Genomic DNA, 23,004 nt, shown 5'->3' with positions numbered 1-23,004 from the left:
CTCCTCAGTGTTCCGCGCGCAATGCCTTGATGGGTCGCATGCGCGCCGCAAGCAGGGCCGGGTACAAAACCCCCAGCAGGCTCAGGCCGCAGCCCGCCAGTACGGCGATGCCCATGGAGCCCAAAGCCGAAGCCCACGGCAAATGCGCCACGGCCAACGTTCCGAACCGGGCCAATCCGGCCAACAGGGAAAAAAGGAATCCGAACAACGCGCCCGCGCCCGCGCCCAGCAACCCCTGCATGGCCGCTTCCAGCATGAAGATGCGCAGGATCATGGAATCCAGCGCGCCCAGGCACTTCATGACCCCGATCTCGGAAAAACGTTCGGTCACGGACATGAGCTGAGCATTGACAATGCCCACGGTGCACACCAGCAGGGAAAGGATGACGATCCAACGCTCCTTGGCGGTCATGGCCACGCTGTGCGTGGCCGCGTCCACATCGTACCCCGCACGGGTCAGCATGGCTGCAGCGTCTTCGCCTCCGTGGCGCAGGATGCCCGAGGCCACATCCAGATTTATCAGCACAAAGGCAAGAAACGACACGGCAAGCACCAGCGAACTGACCGTGATCATGGAACGGAACAGCCGCACGCGCAGGCTTTTGTAGCTGATCTCCACGGACTTGGCCCATGGCAGGGAAATGGCGCGCTGTATGCCGCCCCTCGACGGCCCTGAACGCAGTCCTGACAATTTTTTACTCATATTCACAATCTATACGCAGGCCGCGTGGCGAATACAAGACGGTGATTTTGTTTTTTCGACAGATTCCGCGCATTGGGGCTTGCTCGAAACAGGCTCAAAGCAAATCGTCAAACGTCACGGCCTCGGTGTTCGGATGGCTCCGAACCGCGCGCAACAGCAGATCCAGAAAGTCAAAGGCTGCCCCATTGGTGCGCTGGTGGTGCAGCATGACCCCGCAATGGCCTGTCGCCAACGCATCCTTGAATTCCGCAAACAGCGCATCCCACCCCTCGGCCGGGGTCGATTCGTTCCTGGTGTGCAGGTCCGTATTGATGAACAGGTCCGGCAAGCCGGGCGGCAGCGGCACCTTTTTGCCCTCGCCCGCGGAACGGGACACGGCACGAAATCCGGTTCGCGCCAGTATCTCCCCGGTTTCCCTGTCGAACCTGTTCCATGGCGGCGTAAAGAACGGCTGGAAATCCCGGCCCATGAGCCCGGCCAGCTTGTCGCGGCCGCGCTCGATGTCCGCCTGCTTGGCCTGTGCGTCGCGCTCGTTCCCGAATTCGCCCTTTTTGCCCATTGTCTGGTGGTTGTGATGCCGCCAGCCGTGCTGGTGCCAGCACCATTGCGAGGACTCCCCGGCCTTGGCGCGCAACTCGTGCCAGCGCGAAGCGTTGAGCCATGCCGGAACAACGGCCATGCACAGCGGAACCCTGTTGGCCGTGAACACCTCAAGCATGCGGGCCATGGCCCTGCCGGGCACGGCCACGTCATCCGCGCGGAAAAACACCCGGCACTGCCCGGGGGCAGCGTCCAGCACAGCGGCCAGACGGTGTTCCACATCGGCCGGAACGGCCTGCCACAGGGAGGAAACAAGATTTTTGACGATCATGGCGGGCATGTAGCACACATGGGCCCGGTCCGCCATGCAACATCGCAGTCCGTGCGCGGCTTGCCTGCGCCCGGTTTGCGGGGTAGGGCTTGGTCCATGAAACGATTTCGCGCCCTGATCTTCGACTTTGACGGAACACTGGCCCGCGTGCCGCTGGATTTCGACCTCATGCGCCGCAAGGTCTCGGCCCTAGCCGAGGGATTCCTGCCCGAGCGACCCGTTGTGAACGGCCAGCCCGTTCTGGAGCTGGTGGAAGAACTCACGCAACAGATTCGGGAATACCGCGACCATGACGAGGCCCTCGAATTTCACTGCCGGGCGCGCCTGACCATCACGGACATGGAAATCCGCGCCGCCAAACAGGGCGAACTGTTCGCGTACACGCGGCCCGTTCTGGGACGGCTGCGGGACCAAGACGTGGCCGTGGGCGTGATCTCGCGCAACATAACCCCGGCGGTGACAACGGTCTTTCCCGACATCCTCGACCATGTGCAGGTCTTCATTCCCCGCGACGAGGCCCGCAAGGTCAAACCCCACCCCGACCATCTGCATCAGGCTCTGGAGATCGTGGGCGTAGCTCCGGAACATACGCTCATGGTGGGCGACCACCCCATGGACGTGCAGACCGGGGTCCGCGCAGGTGCCGCCGGAGCGGGCGTAACCACAGGACATGCGGACAAAGCCGGATTCCGCGATGCCGGGGCTTTGTTCGTGGCCGACGACGTACGCGCGCTGGTGGACATGCTCTGTGACAAAAAACATATCTGACAGCATGAGAACCATTGCTTTCCGGTATAAATATTATGTATCCTGCCATTTCGGCCGGGCTTGAGGGGGGCGGGCCGGTTTTCCGTTGCAAGGGGAGCGGAATACTCAAAGGGTGGGGGACAGACATGAGCCATCAGGATCGGGATACATCGTCCCGGCAACAACTGGAACAGGAAGCACGAGAGCGCTTTGAGCAAAGGCGGCGGGCCAAGCTCGCCGTGGACGCCCTTGATGACCGAAAAGGCGACCGCAAGGCACATCTTGACGAGGCACAGCTTTCCCGTGATATCCGGGCCGAGGCCGCACGCGAACGGGAGCGTGAAGCGCGCCACCGCTCCGAGGAAATGGCGAGACTCCGCACCCAGATGCGTGAACAGCGTGCCGCGGAAAAGGATGAGTACCTCCAGGCCGGAGTGCCCGAACCCCGTACCCGGAAACTGTCAGTTTCCGACAAGGAACGGGTGCCCCTGGAAGAGGAGATCGTCCGCGCAGACAAGATTTACGGTCAGGCAGTGGACTATGCGCGCGGCTTTCTGGATGACGTCCGGTCCGGGCGCGCCTTTGACCACAGGGCCTCCGAACCGGTGGTGGACGGCTTCATCGATTCGGTTTTCCGCAACGAATCCGCCGCATCCGCTCTCTGCAAACTGCGCAACTACGACGAATACACCTACACCCACAGCATCAACGTGGCCGTGCTGTCCATCATTCTGGGCAAGCACATCGGGCTGGACCGCGACAAGCTCAGGCTTCTGGGCATGGCGGGCATGTTCCACGACGTGGGCAAGGCCGTCATCCCCGAATCGATCCTGAACAAGCCGGGCAAGCTTTCGGACCGGGAAATGGACGTCATGCGCACGCATCCGCGCGAAGGCTTCGACATCCTGAGCAAACAGCCGGACATGCCGCCACTGGTGGCGCGCGCCGCGCTGGAGCACCATGAACGGTTCGACGGCAACGGCTATCCGCAAAAACTGAAGGGGGAAGGCATCAGCCTGATCTCGCGCATCGTGGGCGTGGTGGACGTGTACGACGCCCTGACCAGCAAACGGGTCTACAAGGCCCCCCTGCCCCCGGGCAAGGTGCTGGGCATGATGTACCAGTGGCGGCTTTCGGACTTTCATCCCAATATCGTGGAACATTTCATCAAGAGCCTCGGCATCTATCCTGTGGGCAGCTTTGTGCGGCTCTCGGACGGCGAATTCGCCATCGTCATGGACCACAACCCGAACGCGCCCCTGCGCCCCACGGTCAAGATCGTCTATGACTACCGCATGCGCCCGCGCCCGTTCCGGCTGGTGAACCTGGCCAACCCGGCCTCCAACCGCAAGGCCCTGCTCATCTCGGACATCGTCAACGCCCGCGACCACAACATCGACGTGGCCAAGCTCATGTGCTGACCCGAAACGGGTACAGAAATTTGGCCCGGCACCGGCGACACCGGCACGATGTTAAAAAAATTATACCCGGCATCGGGCGTTGAGCCAACAGAGGGAACAATATTCAGACAGCGCAATCACCTGTAATTATTATCTTTGTTTATTAATTTTACAGTGATCCAAACTTTGGCACGGTCAATGCTATATGGAAAGTATCCTTCTTCTTTTGTAGCGAGAATCCACAGGCTCCCAGGGACGGTCCCTCGGGGGCCTTCTCGTTTTGTGGGGTTTTGAGGGCAGGCGGGTTCCGCTTGAGCCCTTCCCCGCCCCGTGTGCGCCCGGTATGGACATCAGCCCATACCAAGGGTAGATATTGATGTCATGAAACAGACAGACTCTCCCCGGATTCCGGAGCTTTCGGGCACAAAACCCCGCGTGTTGCTGCTGACCAGCCAGTATTTCATCATGGGTGAAATCGAAGCGGCGCTCAAGCGACTCGGCGTGGAACACCGGCTGCTGGACCTTGCGGCAAGGGAAATGGACCTGAACGAATTCGTACGGCTCATGACCGAAACCCTGAGCGATTTCAAGCCGGACTTCGTGCTTACCGTGAACCATCTTGGCGTGGACCGCGAAGGCGTGCTCATGTCAATCCTCGACCAGATGAACGTGCCGCTGGCCAGCTGGTTCGTGGACAATCCACACCTGATCCTCGACCTGTACAGCAATGTGAACACCGGACGTTCGGTGCTGTTCACCTGGGACGCGGACACCGTGGAAAGCCTGAAGGCGGACGGGTACGAATCGGTTTTTCACCTGCCGCTGGGCGCGGACCCGCACCGCTTCACCCCGGAAGGAAAGGATGTGCCGCAAGAATGGCGAGCGGCCATTTCATTCGTGGGCAACTCCATGAAAACCAAGACTGAAATGCGCTTTGCCGCGGCCCGGCCCACCTTTGCCATGATGGAGTCCGGCTTTGAAATGGCCGAAGGATTCATGGAAGCGCCGGAACGCACGGTACGCGAATACCTGCAGCGCGAATGGCCGGACATTGTCACGGAAATGAGCCGCCAGCCGCGCGAACGGGCACTGGCCTTCGAGACCTACCTCACATGGCTGGCCACCTGCCTGTACCGGCGCGACTGCCTGCTGCGCATCATGCCCTTCGAGCCGCTCATCGTGGGCGACGACGGCTGGAACGACATTCTCGGCCGCATAGAGGGCTGGCGGTACCACGCCGAGCTGAACTATTACGACGACCTGCCGGACTTCTATCTGGCCAGCGACATCAATTTCAACTGCACCAGCAAGCAGATGAAAGGCGCGTGCAACCAGCGCGTGTTCGATGTGCCCTGCTGCGGCGCGTTTTTGCTCACGGACCACCGCGACCAGATCGAAACCCTGTTCGAGCCGGGCCGTGAAATGGCCGTATACAACACCATGGACGAAATCCCGGACATGGTGGAACGGTTCATGGCCGAGCCGGACGAACGCAAGCGCATTGCCGAAGCAGGACGCAGGCGGGTACTGGCCGAACACACATACGATCACCGCATCGTCTCACTGCTGACGACCATGCGCGACACGACCCTCTAGCCGGAACCGAACGTGCCCGAGAAAAAACCCATCCTCGTACTCCAGATGCAACGCATGGGGGACCTGATCCTGTCCTTTCCCATGCTGCTGTGGATCCAGCGCCACTATCCGGGCCATCCGGTCTGGGTTGTGGCGGAACCGAACTTTTACACCCCGCTCATGGCTCTGGCCCCGCAGGTGATATTCATGCCGTGGACCAGCACGGCCTTCATCAAACGGCACGACTACACGCTGGTGGTCAACCTGAGCATCCGCGAACAGGCCGCAACCCTGGCCGCAGAAGTTTCAGCCGAGCGCAAGATCGGGCCACTGCTGGAGAACGGCATTGCGCGCATCAACGGCAACTGGCAGCTCTACCGGGCCTCGCTGGTGAACAACAACCGTTACAACCGCTATCACTGGGCCGACCTCAACGCGCTGGACATCGTCAGCGCCAGCACCGTGGGCGGCACGGTTTTCGAGGAACCGCGCACCCTGCCGGGCAAGGAAAACCGCATCGGACTGTTTCTCGGCGCCAGCGACCCGGCCAAGCATCCCACGCCTGCATTCTGGGCCGCGCTCATCAGCGAGCTCCTTGGCCGCGGACTGCGGCCGGTGCTGTTCGGCGGCCCGGCCGAGGTAAAGCTGGGCAACGAGGTGCGCAGGCTGTTCAACGGCCCGGTGCTCGACTATTGCGGCAAACTCGAATTGAACGATTTCACCAAGGTAGGCCAAAGCCTGGCCCTGTTCATCACGCCGGACACCGGCCCCATGCACCTGGCCGCGTGGACCGGACTCAAATGTCTGAACCTGTCCATGGGCAACGTGCATCCGTGGGAAACCGGCCCCTACCAGCCCGGTCATTTCGTGCTGCGCGCGTCCATGGACTGCGCCAAGGGGTGCTGGACCTGCCCGGAAAACACCCTTGCCTGCCACGCGCCGTTCGAGCCGAAACGCATTGCCATGCTCACCTCACGGCTGGCGGCCGGGGACGGACCGGACAAACTTGCGCGACTCCGGCTGCCCGGCCTGGACCTGTTCCGCACGGGCCGATCCAAGAGAGGCATGTACCATCTGCACTGCCTCGGCAGCCAACCAGACGAACACCGCATGCTGAGCCGTTTCTGGAACGCATGGTTCGGCTGGCGCCTTGGCGGTGCCAAGGAACAGGACAAAACGGACGCCCGGCAATGCTGGACCGATCTGCAACAGCAATATCCCGAGGCCGCAGAGGCACTGCTCGGCCACGTTCCGGCCATGAGTCGTCAACTGCGGCACGGATTGGCTTCCGGCGAGGTGTTGGACCAGAAGTTCTGGGAGGACAGTCCGCAGCGGATCAAACCCCTGACTGGATTCGCCCACATGCTGCTGCAGAACAGAGACTACTCGCAGCAGGCGTGGAAGGACGGCATGCAACTGCTGGAGGCGTTTCTGGCCATCTGCACCTGAACGCACTCTCCGGCCCGGCCCAACACGCGCAAAAAAATCCCGACACCATGAAAAGCATGGCGCCGGGATTTTTGTCCTTGATGTATCGCCGCCTACTGAACGTAGACCTTGAGACGCTGGCCCGCGTAGATGGTGCCTTTCCTGTTCAGGCTGTTCCAGCGGCGCAGGTCGCTGATGCGCACGCCAAAACGGCGGGCAATCTTGGAAAGGGTATCGCCCCGGCGCACCTTGTAGCGCACCAGTTGGGCGGCCTTGGCGCTTTCGGCCTTTTTGGCGGCCGTACGCGTGGCAGCCGAGGAATGGTCGGGAATGAACAGCTTCATGCCCGGTTTGAGGCGGCTGGAGCCAAGCCCGTTGGCACTCTTGAGCGTGCTCACGCTGATGCGGTAGCGCTTGGAAATCGACCACAGGGAGTCGCCCCGTTTGACCACGTAATTGCCCTTCTTGGCAGCAATGGCGCGCTTCTTTGTGGATGCGGAGGCGTACTTCTTGGAGGCCGAGGCCTTGGAACCGGGGATACGCACGATCTGTCCGATTCGCAGCGTATTGCTCCGGCGGTTGTTGGCACTCTTGAGACGATTGATGGAAACCCCGAACTTGCGGGAAATGGTCCACCATGAATCGCCGCGGCGCACCTTGTAGCGGCCCGACGTCGGAATGGGGCTCGTGCCCGAAGAGGCGATGGCCCTTGCCGAACCGCGGCCCGGAACCATGACATAGCGGCCAGGGCGCAGGGTGTTGCTGCGCCGATTGTTGACCTTCTTGAGCACGGAAATGGGCACTCCGAACTTGCGGGAAATACGCCACCACGAGTCGCCGCTGCGGATGCGGTAGCGAACATAGCCCGCGTAGGGACGCGAAGACGGGTTGGCCAGATAGGCCATCATCTTGTCCGCCCTGTCCACGGGCAGATGCGCGGTGGCCTTGAAATCGGGCGGGCTGACCTGCCTGCGGAAGGCCGGGTTCATTTCGTGGAACTCGCGCCAGCTCATTTTTCCGGCGCGGGCAAGGGCCAGCAGGTCCGTGCCGCCGGGGATGGCCACGGCCACGGTCTCCTTGTCCTGATCCCAGCGCACCGGCTCGAACCCGAGCATGTCGAGGTTCTGGAATATCTTGGAAATGGCAATGAATTTGGGAACGTAATGCCGTGTTTCCTTGCGCAGCCGACTACGGCGCGAAAGCCTGCGGTTCTTCTTGCACAGCTCGAAGAAGTCGTCGGAATTGGTCTTTTTCAGTGCGCGTGAGATTTTGCCTTCGCCCGCGTTGTATGCGGCCAGGGCCAGATACCAGTCCCCGAACCGCTCATGCAATTCCTTGAGGTATTTGGCGGCGGCTTCGGTTGCCTTGTACGGATCACGGCGTTCATCAATCCACCAGTCCACCTTGAGCCCGTACTTGCGGCCGGTATAGGGCATGAACTGCCACATGCCGCCCGCTCCGGCCCACGAATAGGCCTTGGGGTTGTACCCGGATTCGGTAAAGGGCAGCAGCACCAGATCCTGGGGCAGGCCGTGGCGGGTCAGGGTCTTGCGCACATAGGGCAAATACGGCTCGGAACGTTTGAGCCAACGCTCGAACGTACGCCGCGCCTTATGCGTGAAGTACTTAAGGTATTGTTCCACTTCCTTGCTTTCGTGCGGTTCAAGGTCGAACAGCAGTCCGAAGCGGGAGTTGAGCACTGTCTGCTCGGCTTCGGTCAGGGTGGAATCGTCGGATTTCGGGTCGGCGGCCAGTTCCGGGTCGAGGGTCTCATCCGGGCTGTCCGGCCCGAAGGATTCCGCATACACGGTCCTGTCCGTTGCGGCCTGTTCGTCGGTGGACACGGATTTGGGCGTACATGCCGCCAAAAGCGCCGCGCCGGCAACCAACAGGAATAAAAGTCGTACTCTACTGAATTTATGCAAAAAGTCCTCCTAGCACTTGCCTCGAGGCCGGTGGTCCGGGGCTTCCGGGAGTCTAGAAAATGTCTTAAAAATCGGTTACGCCTTGAAGATACCTGCTATCCTACCTGCGATCCAATTGCAATAGTGGACCGAAACCGCTACTCAGTGCCTGTGGCGCGTGAGCGCCGACTACACTCGGAATTTGGAGCAAAAATGCAAAAAAACGCAGAGAGACCACAGGCGGGCGGCAAGTCCTTTGTCATCGGCAACAAGCCGGTGCTGGAATTATTGCAGAATTCCCCGGCCCGCGTGGACTTCGTCTATTTTCGCAAAGGTCGCCACGACAAGGGGCTGGAGCAGATCATTTCATTATGTAAAAAGGTCAAGATTCCGTTCAAGGCCCTGCCGGGCCAAAGCCTTGACCGCATGTATCGCGGCAACCACCAGGGTGTCATCGCCCAGGCCGCGGCACTGGAATACGTTGACCTCGACCATGTGCTCGAAGCAGCCCACAGCGCGCCCTTGCCGCTGGTGGTGGTGCTGGACCAGGTGCAGGACCCGGGCAACGTGGGCGTTCTGGCCCGCACGCTCTATGCGCTGGGCGGGGCCGGGCTGGTGGTGGGCCGCCACCACAGCGCCTATCTCGGAACCGGAGCGGTCAAGGCCAGCGCAGGAACCCTGAACCACCTGCCCGTGGCCAAGGCCGGAAACGTGAGCCGCGCGCTGGAGCAATGCGCCAAGCAGGGATTCCTCATCTACGGAGCGGGAACCGGAGACGACGCGCAGCACGCCTATGAGACCGAGTTGCGCACGCCTGCGGTACTGGTGCTGGGCAACGAGGAAAAGGGCATCCGCCCGGGCGTTGCCAAGCATTGCGACACCATGCTGGCCATCCCCTTTGCCCGGCCGTTCGATTCGCTGAACGTTGCCCAGGCCGGGGCCATTCTGGTCAGCCGCTTTTCCGCGCAATGCATGTGACGGATTCGTACGCACGCCAAAAAGGCCCGGCTCCCATTGGGGAGCCGGGCCTTTTTCGTCCGGAAACAATTCCGGCCTACTTGATCCAGCCGTTGAGCGCGTCCACGATCTTCTCGGCCTGCGCCTTGCTGGAAATATTGAACTTGGATTTGGGACGATAGGTTCCGCTGACCTTCTGGTAGCGCCGGATGGAATATTTCTCCGGTCCGTATTCGCCCTTGGCACGGTTCCATTCCTGATACCGAAACAGGATGGTGGTCCATGCGCCCTTGGACAGGATGACCTTGTCCAGCTCCTGAACGATAAGCTGGTCGTCCTCGGAATAATTGATGGTGATTTCGTCTACCGTGGCAGCCACTGTATGTTCCTCCCTGAATGAAATGAGCCGCTCATGCGGCCAGAAGGTTGCTTACATGGATGAAAGCAAAAGGGCAACCCACACGGACAAATGGCATCACCGTGGCCAATCAAAAAGCATTCCCGGCATTTAGACCGTCAAAAACACGGAAAACGTGCGCCGGGCCGCCGTTGCCGACTGGCAAGAAACAGGGCTCCCCACCGGGAAAATCCATTTTTCTGCATTTCATGGTTGACAGAATATATCTTTATAGGAATAATTATCATTAGCATTGCAACGTCACACGCTTGGGGCGAGCCTCTTCCTCTCCTCCCGAAGGGGCCGCCCCGAAACAAACGCTTTTTGGGACGGCAAGGGCGTCTGCCCGCACCGTCCCGGCAGGCCGCGGCGAAAGAAAGCCGCCGCAGCCGAACAACCCCCGGCCCGTGTGCCGGAAGTTCCTCCCCTCCTTGTGCCTCCTGGCAGGGCGGTCTCTTCCCTGGGAAAGGGGCCGCCTTCGTATTGCGTAAGCTATTGGATATATTTCGGAAGATTGATGAACAGCGTGCGGGTGTAGGTGACCATCTTGTCCATTATCCATGGAAACGCCACCAGCAGGGCAATGAAGATGGCAATGATCTTGGGCACGATGGTCAGGGTCATTTCCTGCAGCTGGGTAGCGGTCTGGATGATGGAAACCGTCAGGCCAACCACCATGCCGATGGCAAGCATGGGCAGGGCGATGGTCAGGGTCATTTCAATGGCCTCGCGGGCAAATCCTATGACGAATTCCGGTGTCATGGCGCACTACTCCCCTGGATCGGTCATTTGATCATGAACGTGTTGACCAATGAGCCCACCAACAGGCTCCAGCCATCCACCAGAATGAACAAAAGAATTTTGAACGGCAGCGAAACCATGACCGGCGGCAGCATCATCATGCCCATGGAGAGCAGGATGCTGGCCACGACCATATCCAGAATGAGGAACGGAATGTAAATGAGAAACCCGATGGTGAACCCGGTCTTGAGCTCACTGATGGTATAGGCGGCCACCAGCATGATGGTGGGCACATCCTGCTTGGTGGTGGGCCGGGGCTCCCCGGTGATGGAATAGAAAATGGAAAGGTCCTTTTCCCGGGTATGCTTGAACATGAAGGCCCGGACGGGTTGCTGGGCACGATCCAAGGCTTCGGAAAAGGGAATCTCTTCTTCCAGATAGGGCTGCAGGGCCTCGTTGTTGACCGTGGTGGCCACGGGCCACATGATCACGAAGGTCATGAACATGGCCAGCGCTGCCATGATCTGGTTGGGCGGCATCTGCTGCGTGCCCATGGCCTGCCGCAAAAAATGAAAGACCACGATGATGCGGGTGAAGGAAGTCATGGTCAGGATGATGGCCGGCGCCATGGACAGCACCGTGAACATGAACAGGATTTCCAGCAGCACGGAAATCTCTTCGGGCTCGGCCTGACCGGCGGCAAGGCTCATGCTCAGCTTGGGGATGACCGGGTCCTGCGCCCAGGCGGCAACAAAGGAGACGAGCACCATTGCAACGGCGGCAATCAATATTGCCAGAGGCCGGACAGCCCGGCCGGAATCAGGATTCCGATGCATCCTCGACCTTTCCCTTGAGCAGCCCGGCAAACGCGGAGGACGACGGTTCATTGTCTTCCGGCTCGTCGCCCTCTTCCTGCCCGAGCAGGTTGATCTGGTGCTCGGTCACACCCAGCACCATTGTTTTCGTCTTGTAGCGCACCACGGCCACGCTTTGGCGATTGCCCAGATACAGCCGCCCCAACAGGCGCGGGCTGTGCGCATTCGAACCCGGCGTGCCCATGCCGAACGGCCCGAACCGGCGCAAAAGCCAATACACTAAAAACAGCCCGCCAAGAATCAGGCACAGATAGCCCAATGTGGCAAAAATGCTCGACCCCGTGTCGAGAACCGCGCCGGACGACTGGACCGCCCTGTGCGCTCCGTCGGCAATGGTGGCGTTATCCAAGCTGTTTCACCCGTTCGATGGGGCTGATGATGTCCGTCAGCCGGATACCGAACTTTTCGTTGATGACCACAGCTTCGCCGCGCGCCACCAGCTTTCCGTTCACGTAGATTTCCAGCGGTTCGCCCGCGAGCTTGTTCAGCTCCACAACGGAACCCTGACCGAGCTGCAAAAGCTCGTTGATGAGCAGCTTGGTGCGCCCCAGTTCCGCGGAGACGTCCAGAGGGATATCCAGAATGAAATCAAGGTCCCGCTTGCCGCCTTCGTTGGAGCCGGACTTGGCTTCTGCGGTCATGTCCTCAAACTCCGCAGTGTGCGCCTGCGTGGCCAGGAACTGCTGTTCCTTTTCGTCCCGGACCTCTTCCTGCTCGGTATCGGCCAGAGCCGCGGCCCATTCGTCGGCAAGGGCCTCATCGGACCCGCCTCCGGCGTCCGCGGCCATGTCGGCCATGGTATCCTCGACCGGATCCGAGCCTTCGTCCTCGTCTCCGCCCAGTGCTGCGGCCCATTCTTCAGCCAATTTGTCCTGATCGTCAGACATGTTCATACCTCTGCAAAAAAGTGTTCAACATCGGGGACACGGTCAAAATGCCGTCGGTCCGGGAATGGTTTTGCAATAACCGTGCTACTGAATAACCATTTCCGTTATGTACACCCGCAGAATGCTGCCGTTGCCCAGAATCTGGTTGAGCCTGCGCACGATCTCCTGCTTGAGCTCCACCTTGGCCTTGAGCGTGGAAAGCTGGTCGAAGGTCTTGCTGGAAAGCAGCAACAGCATGGTATCCTTTATCTTGGCCTCGTTCTTGGTCAGGTTCTCCGTAACCTTCTCGTCGCGCACCTCCACCTCAAGCCCGAGCTTGAGATAGCGCCTGCCCAACGGGTCGGCCAAATTGACCAGAAATTGCGGCAGCGGCACCAGCTGCCCTTCGGCAGGCTGCTGCGCCTGTTGCTGGTCACCGGCCTCTTCAGCCTGCGTTTCCTCGGCGGGCGCGGCAAAGAACTTGGTGTAGGCAAAGTAGCCGCCTCCGGCCAGCGCGATGATCAGCACGGCCAGAATAATCCACTTGATCTTGCCGCCCTTTTTCTTTTCTTCCTGGGGAAGCGCTTCGTCAGCCACGAATACCACCTTTGTTGTTCGTTGATTCCTTCAGAGTACTACCCTGAATCGGCTTGTTTTTCCACTACAGGTACGAGCCCACCGCCACCCGGGTCTTGAGCAGTATCTCCACGCGCCGGTTCTTGGCGCGCAACTCGGGATTCTCGCCCGTATAGCGGGGCCTGTCGTTGCCGTAGGCCGATAGGGAAAACCGTTTCTGCGGCACCTTGTTGTCCTGCAGGCAGGTCAGCACGGACAGGGCGCGGTCCTCGGACACGGCATAGGGGTCCACGCCCTCGGCCAAAGTATCGGCATAGCCCACCACGTTCACGGGCGCGGTCATGTAATTGATGACCGGGGCCAGCCTGCCCACCACGTATTTGCCGGCATCGCTCAGCTCAGTGGAGCCTTCGCGAAACAGCAGCTTGTCCGTGATCACCAGCGCCACGCCGTCATTGCGGGCCAGTATGTCCAGATTCTCGCTCAATTCCCGCTTGTTCAGTTCCAGCGGCATGGTGTCCTCCGGATAGAGCAGGTCCTTGATGCGGTTCTGCTTGTCCATGACTTCCCACGGTTTTTCCATCATCTCGGCCACAAGACGCTCGGTGGCCGTGACCTTGCCCGAACCGCGAATGTCTAGCAGGCCAAGGTCCGCGGTGGTCAGGGTGACCGTGGTCAAAAGGCTGCTGTCCATGGACGACATGGTCAGAAGCAGCACGAAAAATGTCAGCAGCAGCGTGGTCAGGTCGGAGAACGTGACCAGCCACAGCGCCAGCGGCGGACATTTCTCTTTTTTCTCCTTTCTGGCCATGGCTATTGCTCCGGCGTGTCGTCGCGCACGTCAAAAATGAAGCCGTCCACATCCACGGTCCCCGGCTTTTGCGGCGCTGTTTCGCGGGTATCCTCGATGCGGTCGCGCTCAATGCTTGAGCGCTTGTCCAGCACGAAATCCACACGCCGGTTCTTGGCCCGTGTGGCCGCTGTGTTCTGGGACCAGTGCGGCTTGAACTTGCCGAACCCCTCCACCTTGAGCAGATTGGGATCCATGCCATTGTCGATAAGCCAGCGGTAAACCGCCAGCGCACGATTCAGTGAAATCTTCCACGAAAGGTCCGGGACCATGTCCGCGTCGCCCGGGTTGTAATTCCTGCCCAGTTCATCGCGCAGTTCCGAGGTATGCCCGGCCAGCAGCAGGGGGTACTCCACGCCGCTCAGGGTGGGCAGCACGGTCTGCAGGAAGCGTTCGCCTTCGGGCGTGATCACGGCCCCGCCCGGCCCGAAAAGCACGTCCGCGTTCACGGAAAGCACCTGCACGAAACGGCTGGAACGGAAATCGAGATCCTGCTCGGCGTAATCCCACATGAGGGGCTTGAGGGGCATGAGGTCGCCCTGGTCGATGGGACCGGGCTCAACGGTGCGGCGGGTGTCCGTGCGCGTATAGACGCGGTAGGACTGGTCGTGAAAGCCGAAGGTGCCGATGATGGAACCGAGCACCACCAGCTTGCGCCGTTCGTCTACCTTGGCCATGGATACCAGCAGCACGAAAAAGGTCAGCATCAACGTCATGACGTCGGTGAAGGTGATGAGCCACGGGGCCATCTCCTCGCATTGCGCCTTTTTCTTTTTTCTGGCCATGACGTGCTCCGAAACGTGCCGCGACTAAGGCTGGTCCGTGACCCTATCCTTGGGCGGCAGGAAGCTGTTGAGTTTTTCCTCGATGATGCGCGGGTTCTCGCCCTTTGAAATGGCCAGAATGCCTTCGAGGATCATTTCGCGGATCAGCACTTCTTCCTTGCTGCGGGTCTTGAGCTTGCCGGACATGGGGTTGAAGACGAGGTTGGCCAGAATCGCGCCGTACAGGGTGGTCAGCAGGGCCACGGCCATGGCCGGGCCGATGGTGCTGGGGTCGCTCATGGTCTGGAGCATCTGCACCAGCCCGATAACCGTGCCGATCATGCCCATGGCCGGGGCCAGGGTGCCCAGCACGGCCACCACGTCCGCGCCGGTTTCGTGCCGCTCCTGCAGATAGGAAATCTCGGTTTCCATGATCTCCTGAATGGTCTGGGGCTCGAGTCCGTCCACGGTGAGCTGCAAGCCCTTGCGCATGTAGTCGTCGTCAATCTCCTTGAGCAGCGGCTCCAGGGAAAGGATGCCCTCGCGGCGGGCGCGGTTGGCGTAGTCTTTGAATTTGTCGATGACCGAGGCCGGGGTATCCAGATTGGAAAAAAACGTATTCTTGATGACGCCGATGACCCCGATGACATAGCTCAGGGGGTAGTTGACCAGAGCCGCGCCGATGGTGCCGCCAAGCACGATGAGCGCCGAAGGCACCGAGATGAAAACCATCAGGCTGCTGCCGGTCAGGATGGCCGCGACCACCAGTCCGAAGGACAACACTATGCCGATTACGGTTGCGAGATCCATACTACCCTCTTGGCGGGGTTGCTATTTCTGGGGCCGTGCCCCGAATATCCTGGTTCCGATGCGGACCAGGGTTGCTCCTTCCTCGACAGCGGGCACGAAATCGCCGGTCATGCCCATGGACAGATGCGGCAGCCCCAGCCCCATGCGGGCCGAAAGCCGTTCGCGCAGCCTGCGCAGCTCCGCAAAAACAGGCCGCGCGCGCTCCGGGTCGTTGAAAAACGGAGGCATGGTCATGAGTCCCTGCATGCGCAATCCGTCCATGGCCGCCACTTCGTCGGCCAGCCGGTTCAGGCCGTCTTCGGCCACGCCGGACTTCTGTTCTTCCCCGGCAATGTTGACCTGCAGCAGGATATCCTGCACCACGCCCAGCGAGCGGGCCTTCTTGTCCAGCATGGCGGCCAGCTTGGCCGAATCCACGCTGTGCACAAGCGCAAAGCGCCCGGCCACATATTTGGCCTTGTTGCTCTGCAGTCCGCCGATGAAATGCCAGCGCAGGTCGAGTCCGGAAAGCTCATCCTGCTTGGCCGTGGCTTCCTGCACGTAATTCTCGCCGAAATCCAGCTGTCCGGCCTGCTCGTGCACGGTCCGTATGTCCGCCGCGGGATGCAGCTTGGAAACCGCCACAACCTGAACGTCCGATGCGGACCGTCCGCATTTTTCGGCCGCCTCGGCCACCTCGTCCCGCACCCGGATCATGCGTCCGGCCAATTCCTGTTCACTCATAATCTCGTCATATCCATGCCTTAGGGTCAACAAGACCCTTATCGGCGGTTTATTCGTTTAGTTAAGTGATCAGTACCGGATTCCCGGGCAAAGAACAACACGGGCCGCAAAAAGCGCTGCCCGTCCCAAATTGCATTCACCCGAAATGAATGGAGATAGATTTTCTCTAGAGATTTTCAAGCGTTGCGATATTTTTTTTGAAATTTACCGGGTGAACGGTACGGAACATGCCGGACACGCTTATTTTTTCAACGCACAGGCCACGGTCGACGCGTTGAAAAAGCTCTCTGCAACGAGATTTTGCAACAAGGCAAAAAAAAAAGCCGGGGTGCGGTGAACGCGCCCCGGCATTGTTCATCTTGTGTGCCAATCATCCTAGCGATTCTTGACCTGCACCTTGGGACCGCCGCCGCGGCTCATGCCGCGCAGAATGAATTTCACTTCCTGCTCGGGCACGGAAAACTCGGTCTGGAGATTCTGCACCTTGACGTTCTGGATCTTGAAGGGGCGGGTCTTGGTCTTGCTGACCAGAAAATCCACGAACTTGCGCGGGTTCATGCCCTGCTTCCGGCCCACGGACGCAACCATGCGCACCCGACCTCCACCACCGCCACCACCGCCACGCCCCTGACGGTCGCGCTGGTCATGGCGCACGTCGCGGATTTCGCGATAGGCGTCCTGTTCCAGTTCTTCGCCGAAGGCATAGCGCAACAGCGCGGCCATGGCCTGATCCGCGTCGCGTTCCTGCAACAGTTCGCGGGCAAGCGGCATGTAGGTCTCGAAATCCTCGGTGGTGAAAATTTCATCCAGCTGGGCCACGATGCGGGTCTTCTTGTTGTAGATGACGTCCTCGACCCGGGGCAGCTGTTCCTTGGTTATCTCCATGCCCGTGGCGCGGCAGATGAACATGAGCCTGCGGAATTCGCGCGGGGCGATGAGCGTGACAGCCTTGCCTTCCTTTCCGGCACGGCCCGTGCGACCCACCCGGTGCACGAAGGTCTTGTGGTCCTGCGGCAGGGCAAAGTTGACCACGTGACTGAGGTCGGGCACGTCGATGCCGCGCGCGGCAACGTCCGTGGCCGCGAGGATGTCTATGGAAGCACTGCGGAACTTGCCCAGTATGTGCTCGCGCCGGGCCTGATTCAGGTCGCCATGGATTGGCTCGGCCGGATAGCCGCGCTCGGCCAGGCGCGAGGCCACCTCGTCCGCGTCCGCGCGGGTACGGCAGAAAATCAGGCCGCGAAAGTCCGGCTCCGCGTCGATGACCCGGCACAGGGCCTCGAAACGGTCGGATTCGGCTATCTCATGAAAAACCTGCGTGGTCAGCGGGGTTTCGCTCTTCTTGGGCTTGACGCTTACGGTCTGGTAGTCGCCCATGAATTCCGAAGCGATGCGCATGACCTGCGGCGGCATGGTGGCGGAAAACAGCAGGGTTTGCCGGTCCGGGTTGCTCTGGGAAAGAATGTCGCGAATGTCGTCAATGAAGCCCATGTCGCACATTTCGTCCGCCTCATCGAGCACGGCCATGTCAATATGGGAAAGATCCAGCGAGCCACGGTTGAGATGGTCGAGAATGCGGCCCGGGGTGCCCACTACCACATCCACGCCCCGGCGCAGGCTCTTGAGCTGCATGCCGATGTACTGGCCACCGTATACGGGCACCACGCGCAGCTTTCTGTCGCCCTTGAGGGAGTTGATTTCATCGGCCACCTGAATGGCCAGCTCACGCGTTGGAGCCAACACCAGCGACTGCACCGCACGCACGGATTCGTCGGCCCGTTCGAGAATGGGCAGGCCAAAGGCCGCGGTCTTGCCCGTACCCGTGGAGGCCTGCGCCACGATATCCGTGGTTTCCGACAACAGCATGGGGATGGTGCGTTCCTGAATGGGAGTGGGCTGTTCAAAGCCCTTTTTTTCCAAAGCCGCGACAATATTGTCCGACAATCCGAGTTTCTTGAAAGGATTCATATTTTCCTGTGGTTGAAAGTTTTGCTCGTTCCCGAAGGGCCCGGAATCCTTACCGGAAAATGGTGCCGCCAGTGCCGTATGCATTACGACCAAGCGATATCGGGCCGAAGATTCATGCGATAGGAGGACGGGAACGAAAAAGAGGTGCGGCGCGTCCTGAAGCGCTATCCGCGTGGTACGAGGTATGCCAACCCGGGCGGAAGGTCAAGTGAACAGCAAATACGCCCGGCGTACAAACAGGATTCAGGCGGCCTTGGAGGATACGTCAGCCGCCTGAATCATCTGGGGGGAATGGAGGGCATTCCCAATACCGGGTGCCGATAACTGTCTGCAAGCAATCTAGCGCTCCCCCAACATGACAATCCATTATTATCACACGGCAAGGTGTAGGCGTCCGCACCCGCGACCTGCCGCCATCACCCCAGCGCCGAGCGCAACAATTCCCGGGCCGTGTCCGGATCCGGTTCCTGCCCGGTCCAGAGCCGGAACTGGGCCAGCCCCTGTTGCAAAAACATTTCCAGTCCCTCGATGATCAGACACCCGGATTGCTCGGCTTCACGCAGCAAACGGGTGCGCAACGGATTGTACACGATGTCGTAAACAACGCATCCGGACGGAAATTCTCCGGGCCACGGCGTCATGTCCTGCATGTCTCCGGCCATGCCCAGCGGCGTGGTGTTGATGATCAGATCCGGCGTAGTCGTCTGCCGTTTTTCCCAGTCAACCACCCGTGCGGCAAGGTCGTGCGCTATGGTTTCGGCCTTGGACCGGGTGCGGTTGGCAATGAAAACGGACTCGATTTCCAGTTCGTTCAACCCGGCAACGGCAGCCCGCGCCGCACCGCCGGCGCCCAGAACCAATGCAGTTTCCGGCTGTTTTTGCAGCGCACGCAGCGGCGCGATCAGTCCGGTCACGTCCGTATTTTCTCCGAAAAGCTGCCCGTCTTCCCAGAAAAGCGTGTTCACTGCGCCCACGCTTTTGGCGCGAAACGACATGCCGTCCAGATGCTTCATGACCGCCTGCTTGTGCGGAATGGTCACGCTCACGCCCTGTATTTTTTCCTCGCGAACCCGCGAAACAAAGGCTTCAAGCTCCTCCGGCTGCGTGGGCCAGACCTCGTATTTTGCGTCCAGTCCGTGCCGTTCAAACAGGAAATTGTGCAGCGTCGGACTCATTGTATGACCCAAAGGCCAGCCGATAATTCCCATTTTTTGCGTCATGTCGGTCCTGTTTTTTTGCATTTTCAGACGGCAATCTTACCGTTTTTTGAACAGGTGCGGGGCGTTTTTTTTGCCTCCGGCGGCCAAAGAACCTTTTGGGAAAAAGGTTCTTTGGAATCTCCAAAACCTTTTGGCGGTGAGCACGGTTTGCGCTGCAAACCGTGCTCACATTTGACAGGCTAATGCGTTTGAAAACAAATGGGAAGAGATGGCCAAGAGACAAAATACCGGGACAGACCACCATGAACGAAAGTTCCACGGCGACTGCTCCCCTGCTCCTCCCGAAGGGAGCCTACACACCCATGATGTTGTATCCGGAATCCACGAACACCACGTCGCCGGTGGTGCCGGAAGACAGGTCCGAGGCCAGATACAGTGCGCATTTGCCCACGTCGTCGGTGGTGATGTTGCGGTGCAGGGGCGCACGTTCCTCGATCTTGGAGAGAATGGTCTTGAACCCGCCGATGGCGCTGGCGGCCATGGTCTTGACCGGCCCGGCGCTGATGGCGTTGATGCGCACGCCCTTTTCTCCGAGGTCCACGGCCAGATAGCGCACGCAGGCTTCCAGCGCGGCCTTGGCAACGCCCATGGCGTTGTAGTTGGCCACCACCTTGCCCGCACCGTAGTAACTGAGCGTGAGCACGGATGCGCCCGGGGTCAGCATTTCCTCGTATGCGCGGCACAGGGCCACCAGTGAAAACGAGGAAACGTCCAGGGCCACCTTGTAGCCTTCGCGGCTGGTATCGATGAACCGGCCCTTGAGATCTTCACGGTTGGCATAGGCGATGGAATGGACGATCACGTCCACGTCGCCCCATTGTTCCCGCACCAGGTCGGCCCCTGCGGCAATGTCCTCGTCCGAGGTCACGTCGCACTTGTACATGAACTCGCCGCCAAGATTCTCGCTGATGGGCGCGAGCCGCTTGGCAATGGGGTCCGCGGCATAGCTGAAAGCAAGCCGCGCGCCCTGTTCGCTGAACTGCTTGGCAATGCCGTAGGCAATGCTCCTGTCGTTCACAACGCCGAATATGAGAGCTTTTTTTCCTTTCAAAAGCATATGTATCTCCTTGATGGGATGGTCCGGGCTGACGGCTTGCGCAACAGTGCGCGCCACACCCGGCGCGGCCCAGCATACCAGATTCCTCGCGGCTGGCAATCCGCGGAAAAAACCACATGGAAAAGAAAGCAAAACAACACGTTCGGACACAGCCTGAAAACCATGCGGACGATGTTTTCAAATCAAAAAAGGCGCGGCATTCCGCAAGAACAGGAATGCCGCGCCCGTGGTTAACGCTCTTTTTTTTTGCTAGGCAGAATACTTTTTGGAGTCTTCGGTGCGGATTTCCGCGCGCTTGATCTTGCCCGAAATGGTCTTGGGCAACTCGTCAACGAACTCGATCACGCGCGGATACTTGTACGGAGCCGTGATCGTCTTGACGTGATTCTGCAACTCCTTGATCAGGTCTTCGGATGGCTCATAGGTCGGGCCGAGAACGATGGTGGCCTTGACCGCCTGCCCACGCACCGGGTCCGGCACGCCTGTGACCGCGGCTTCCACCACGGCGTCGTGGGACACCAGTGCGGATTCCACCTCAAAGGGTCCGATGCGGTAGCCCGAACTCTTGATCAGGTCGTCGGTACGGCCCATGAACCAGAAGTATCCTTCCTCGTCTTCCCAGACCTTGTCACCAGTATGGTAATAGCCGTTGACCTTCACTCCGGCGGTTTTTTCCGGCTCATCCATGTAGCTGTCGAACAGGCCGTGCACGCCGTTGTTGCCGTGCTCCGTGTGCATCTTGATGCAAATTTCGCCCTCTTCGCCGCGCGGAACAGGTTGGCCGTCATCGCCCAGAAGCGCGATTTCCCAACCCGGCACCGGACGGCCAATGGACGAAGGCTTGGGCTCCATGAACTTGAATGTGGCCACCTGCAGGGTGGTTTCGGTCTGTCCGTAGCCCTCGTAAATGGGCAGGCCCGTGGCTTCCCGCCAGGCATGAAACACGGAATCGTTGAGCAGTTCGCCCGCCGTGGTGCAATGGCGCAGGTGCGAAAGGTTGTAGCCCTTGAGGTCCTCGCGCACCAGAAAACGGTACACCGTGGGCGGCGCGCAGAACGTTGTCAGCTTGTTGTCCGCGATGATCTGCAACAGCTCCGAAGGCACGAACTTGCCCCGGAAGTCCCAGACAAAGATCACGGCACCGGCCATCCACTGGCCGTAGAACTTGCCCCACACGCACTTGCCCCAGCCCGTGTCGGAAAGGGTCAGATGCACGTCGCCCGGCTCCAGATCGTGCCAGTAGGCGGCGGTTGTGTAGTGGCTGAAGGGATAGGTGTGGTTGTGCAGCACCATCTTGGGCATGCCGGTTGTTCCCGAGGAAAAGAAGATCAGCAGCGGATCGTCGCCGCCCGGCGCGTTTTCCGGACGCGGATAATCCATGTATCCGTCCGTGAGCACGGCGTCCCAACGCTCCCAGCCTTCGGGCGCGCCCTGCCCGTCCACCTGCACCAGCGTGCGCAGTCCGGGGCAGTCCTTGCGGGCCGCTTCCACGCGCTCCACAATGGAATCTTCACAAATGATGCCGGTAATGTTGGCGTAATTGACACGCTCGCGGATGTCCTTTTCCGTGAGCAGCGAGGGCGAGGGAATGGGCACGGCCCCGATGCGGTGCAGGGCCAGCATGGCAGTCCAGAACTCCACCCGGCGGTACAGGATGAGCATGACCCGGTCGCCTTTTTTCATGCCCCGCGATTCCAGCGCGTTGGCAAGGCGGCAGGACTGCTCCTTGAAATATCCGAAGGTATACTCCCGGCGTTCTCCGTCCGGACCGAGGTGAACCATGGCCAGCCTGCCCGGGTCCTCGGCCAGTTTGTCCAGCACGTCGAAAGAAAAGTTGAAGTTCTCGGGAACCTCGAGTTTATAGTTGGCGGCAAAGTCCTCGTAGGACGTGAATTCCTGTTTTTTCATCATAGTCGTCTCCGTGATTCGGAAAGGGTTGTCCGTGGTAGCTTCTCCAATGGGTCCTGTCGTTTGGAGCGGGCAGACCGTGAAAGGCGGCCAGCCCTATAGAATCACGTCGATGAATACAGCCTGCTTGCCGTCCAGGCCGCGCAGGGCGTGGGGAGATTCGGAGTTGAAATACACGCTGTCACCCGGCTCCAGAATCAGGGGTTCGCCGTTGATACGCAGTTCCAGCCTGCCTTCGAGCATGTAGATGAATTCCTGTCCCTTGTGGCTGGTCTCGGCCATTTCCTCGCCGGACTTGGGCGGAACGCTGATGAAAAACGGTTCCATTTCGCGGCCCGCGAACTTGTAGCCCAAGCTCTTGTAGTCGTAGTCCTTCCTGCGGTCCACGGCAAAGCCTTCACCCTTGCGCACCAGCGCATACGATTTGAGATGGGGTTCGCGCCCCGAAATCAGCGTGGTCAGGTCCACCTTGCACAGACGCGAAACATCCAGCAGATAGCCCACGGGGATTTCCACTTCCCCGTGTTCGAACCGCTGGACATCCTCGACGCTGCGATCAAGCTTTTCCGCCATTTCCTCGGCGGTCCAGCCCATGTCGTCCCTGAGTCCTGCCAACCTCGGAGCAATGTCCTTGTACTGCTCCATGATCACTCCTTGTGGTTGA

The 23,004-nt window shown here is 60.0% G+C and carries 24 protein-coding genes; 5 read left to right on the top strand and 19 right to left on the bottom strand.

From position 1 onward, the window contains the following. Nucleotides 1-4: 4 nt before the first annotated feature. Complete coding sequence (locus F8A88_RS14900; protein WP_151151973.1) at nt 5-703, bottom strand: ABC transporter permease; 699 nt, start codon at nt 701-703, stop codon at nt 5-7. Between the two features lie 94 nt (nt 704-797). Continuing rightward, the gene (locus F8A88_RS14895) at nt 798-1,610 is read right to left on the bottom strand and encodes a polysaccharide deacetylase family protein (RefSeq protein WP_241667485.1); all 813 of its coding nucleotides are present in this window, start codon (nt 1,608-1,610) and stop codon (nt 798-800) included. Between the two features lie 60 nt (nt 1,611-1,670). Between F8A88_RS14895 and F8A88_RS14890 the strand changes: the two genes are divergently transcribed. From F8A88_RS14890 to F8A88_RS14875, 4 genes are all read left to right on the top strand, one after another. Then, complete coding sequence (locus F8A88_RS14890) at nt 1,671-2,342, top strand: HAD family hydrolase (RefSeq protein WP_151151972.1); 672 nt, start codon at nt 1,671-1,673, stop codon at nt 2,340-2,342. Between the two features lie 125 nt (nt 2,343-2,467). Next, complete coding sequence (locus F8A88_RS14885; RefSeq protein WP_161598440.1) at nt 2,468-3,742, top strand: HD-GYP domain-containing protein; 1,275 nt, start codon at nt 2,468-2,470, stop codon at nt 3,740-3,742. 360 nt (nt 3,743-4,102) lie between these two features. Continuing rightward, entirely contained in the window at nt 4,103-5,317 is a 1,215-nt protein-coding gene (locus tag F8A88_RS14880; protein WP_151151970.1) for a CgeB family protein, read from the top strand. Nucleotides 5,318-5,329: 12 nt separating this feature from the next. Next, the gene (locus F8A88_RS14875) at nt 5,330-6,745 is read left to right on the top strand and encodes a glycosyltransferase family 9 protein (RefSeq protein WP_241667482.1); all 1,416 of its coding nucleotides are present in this window, start codon (nt 5,330-5,332) and stop codon (nt 6,743-6,745) included. A gap of 92 nt (nt 6,746-6,837) precedes the next feature. Here the strand turns inward: F8A88_RS14875 and F8A88_RS14870 are convergent, their stop codons facing one another. After that, the gene (locus F8A88_RS14870; protein ID WP_151151969.1) at nt 6,838-8,649 is read right to left on the bottom strand and encodes a LysM peptidoglycan-binding domain-containing protein; all 1,812 of its coding nucleotides are present in this window, start codon (nt 8,647-8,649) and stop codon (nt 6,838-6,840) included. 192 nt (nt 8,650-8,841) lie between these two features. Between F8A88_RS14870 and rlmB the strand changes: the two genes are divergently transcribed. Next, on the top strand, nt 8,842-9,606 hold the full coding sequence (rlmB, locus tag F8A88_RS14865; RefSeq protein ID WP_151151968.1) for a 23S rRNA (guanosine(2251)-2'-O)-methyltransferase RlmB: 765 nt from the start codon (nt 8,842-8,844) through the stop codon (nt 9,604-9,606). A gap of 76 nt (nt 9,607-9,682) precedes the next feature. On the opposite strand, the gene F8A88_RS14860 is transcribed toward rlmB, so the two are convergent. The 16 genes from F8A88_RS14860 to F8A88_RS14790 form a co-directional block, all read right to left on the bottom strand. Next, entirely contained in the window at nt 9,683-9,964 is a 282-nt protein-coding gene (locus F8A88_RS14860) for a hypothetical protein (protein WP_151151967.1), read from the bottom strand. Between the two features lie 510 nt (nt 9,965-10,474). Beyond that, complete coding sequence (fliQ, locus tag F8A88_RS14855; RefSeq protein WP_151151966.1) at nt 10,475-10,744, bottom strand: flagellar biosynthesis protein FliQ; 270 nt, start codon at nt 10,742-10,744, stop codon at nt 10,475-10,477. A gap of 23 nt (nt 10,745-10,767) precedes the next feature. Then, nucleotides 10,768-11,493 carry a flagellar type III secretion system pore protein FliP gene (gene fliP, locus F8A88_RS14850; RefSeq protein WP_421958127.1) on the bottom strand — a complete coding sequence of 242 codons (726 nt, stop codon included), beginning with the start codon at nt 11,491-11,493 and terminating at the stop codon, nt 10,768-10,770. Between the two features lie 49 nt (nt 11,494-11,542). Next, a complete protein-coding gene (fliO, locus tag F8A88_RS14845) occupies nt 11,543-11,947 on the bottom strand; it encodes a flagellar biosynthetic protein FliO (RefSeq protein WP_241667481.1) in 405 nt (134 codons plus the stop codon). Next, nucleotides 11,940-12,485 (bottom strand): flagellar motor switch protein FliN, encoded by a 546-nt coding sequence (fliN, locus tag F8A88_RS14840; protein ID WP_151151964.1) that lies wholly within the window; start codon nt 12,483-12,485, stop codon nt 11,940-11,942. Before fliN ends, fliO begins: the two co-directional genes overlap by 8 nt. A gap of 84 nt (nt 12,486-12,569) precedes the next feature. Next, complete coding sequence (locus tag F8A88_RS14835; protein WP_151151963.1) at nt 12,570-13,061, bottom strand: flagellar basal body-associated FliL family protein; 492 nt, start codon at nt 13,059-13,061, stop codon at nt 12,570-12,572. 64 nt (nt 13,062-13,125) lie between these two features. Beyond that, nucleotides 13,126-13,851, bottom strand: a complete 726-nt coding sequence (locus F8A88_RS14830; RefSeq protein ID WP_151151962.1) for an OmpA/MotB family protein — start codon at nt 13,849-13,851, stop codon at nt 13,126-13,128. A 2-nt stretch (nt 13,852-13,853) separates the two neighbouring features. Beyond that, the gene (locus tag F8A88_RS14825) at nt 13,854-14,675 is read right to left on the bottom strand and encodes an OmpA/MotB family protein (RefSeq protein WP_151151961.1); all 822 of its coding nucleotides are present in this window, start codon (nt 14,673-14,675) and stop codon (nt 13,854-13,856) included. A 24-nt stretch (nt 14,676-14,699) separates the two neighbouring features. After that, entirely contained in the window at nt 14,700-15,464 is a 765-nt protein-coding gene (locus F8A88_RS14820) for a motility protein A (protein ID WP_151151960.1), read from the bottom strand. A gap of 21 nt (nt 15,465-15,485) precedes the next feature. Beyond that, nucleotides 15,486-16,187 (bottom strand): YggS family pyridoxal phosphate-dependent enzyme, encoded by a 702-nt coding sequence (locus F8A88_RS14815; RefSeq protein ID WP_151151959.1) that lies wholly within the window; start codon nt 16,185-16,187, stop codon nt 15,486-15,488. Between the two features lie 375 nt (nt 16,188-16,562). Then, the gene (locus tag F8A88_RS14810) at nt 16,563-18,155 is read right to left on the bottom strand and encodes a DEAD/DEAH box helicase (protein ID WP_151151958.1); all 1,593 of its coding nucleotides are present in this window, start codon (nt 18,153-18,155) and stop codon (nt 16,563-16,565) included. Between the two features lie 416 nt (nt 18,156-18,571). After that, complete coding sequence (aroE, locus tag F8A88_RS14805; protein ID WP_241667480.1) at nt 18,572-19,330, bottom strand: shikimate dehydrogenase; 759 nt, start codon at nt 19,328-19,330, stop codon at nt 18,572-18,574. Beyond that, complete coding sequence (locus F8A88_RS15890) at nt 19,299-19,634, bottom strand: hypothetical protein (RefSeq protein ID WP_170283799.1); 336 nt, start codon at nt 19,632-19,634, stop codon at nt 19,299-19,301. Before F8A88_RS15890 ends, aroE begins: the two co-directional genes overlap by 32 nt. Nucleotides 19,635-19,667: 33 nt before the next feature. After that, nucleotides 19,668-20,432, bottom strand: coding sequence for an enoyl-ACP reductase FabI (locus F8A88_RS14800; protein WP_151151956.1), 765 nt, complete (start codon nt 20,430-20,432; stop codon nt 19,668-19,670). A 249-nt stretch (nt 20,433-20,681) separates the two neighbouring features. Beyond that, nucleotides 20,682-22,340, bottom strand: a complete 1,659-nt coding sequence (locus tag F8A88_RS14795) for an AMP-binding protein (protein WP_151152010.1) — start codon at nt 22,338-22,340, stop codon at nt 20,682-20,684. A 96-nt stretch (nt 22,341-22,436) separates the two neighbouring features. Further along, nucleotides 22,437-22,985, bottom strand: a complete 549-nt coding sequence (locus tag F8A88_RS14790) for a helix-turn-helix domain-containing protein (protein WP_151151955.1) — start codon at nt 22,983-22,985, stop codon at nt 22,437-22,439. Between the last annotated feature and the right edge of the window lie 19 nt (nt 22,986-23,004).

It is taken from the genome of Pseudodesulfovibrio senegalensis (genome assembly GCF_008830225.1).
Lineage (GTDB): Bacteria > Desulfobacterota > Desulfovibrionia > Desulfovibrionales > Desulfovibrionaceae > Pseudodesulfovibrio > Pseudodesulfovibrio senegalensis.
Note: the sequence above shows the minus strand (reverse complement) of the source record. Positions and strands in the feature narration are given on the sequence as shown.